Origin of the sequence: Micrococcus sp. KRD012 (assembly GCF_017168555.1) — a bacterium.
GTDB classification, from domain to species: Bacteria; Actinomycetota; Actinomycetes; order Actinomycetales; family Micrococcaceae; genus Micrococcus; species Micrococcus luteus.
On record NZ_JABFBB010000029.1, the window covers coordinates 1 to 687 of the forward strand.

Consider the following 687-nt stretch of genomic DNA (forward strand, 5'->3'; position numbering starts at 1 on the left):
AACCACCACCGCCGGCACTCCTCGCTCGGCTACCTAACCCCAGCCGAGTACGCTCGGCAGTGCACCCATCAAATGGAAACCGACGACTCACAGAACGTCCGGACCGAATGAAGGGGGCGGCTCACGGTCACCGCCCGCCCGACGCGCGAGACGTGCCCCAGCGCGCGGAACCGGTAGAAGTACTCGCGGCCGGGCTTGAGGCCGGTGAGTGTGACGTGCACGGCGTGGCCCTGCTCCGGTCCCGTCGTCACGACGCCGGAGCGCACCACCCGCGTGAAGCGCTCGTCCGTGGCCACCTGGTACTCGACGTCGGTGACGCGCTGCCCCATGCCGCCCAGGCCGTCCAGGGCCAGGGGCGAGACCGCCAGGCGCGTCCAGACGACGAAGCCGTCCGGCCACGGGTCGCCCGAGGCCACGCCCAGGGTGAACGGGTCAGGCACGCCCGCGGCGCGCGCCGGGGTGCCGAGCAGGGCGGCGGAGGCGACGACGAGCGATCCGGTGGTCAGGACCGTGCGGCGGGACGTGCGTGCGGGGGAGAAGGGATGAGAGCTCACGAGAAATGAGGGTCTCAGGCGCAGGTGTCGGGATGGTGACGGGCCGGTATGGCGCGGGAGAAGGCGTGGGGTCAGGGGTGGGCACTGTCCGGATCGGCGGCGGGGCCCGGATTATCCCGGAGGCCGTCTGGAC

General features: G+C 72.1%; 1 protein-coding gene. It reads right to left on the reverse strand.

Annotation, left to right across the window (positions count from 1 at the left end):
* Window positions 1–68: 68 nt before the first annotated feature.
* Window positions 69–554 (reverse strand): alkaline phosphatase D family protein, encoded by a 486-nt coding sequence (locus tag J1M37_RS11630; RefSeq protein ID WP_119217798.1) that lies wholly within the window; start codon window positions 552–554, stop codon window positions 69–71.
* Window positions 555–687: the final 133 nt, after the last annotated feature.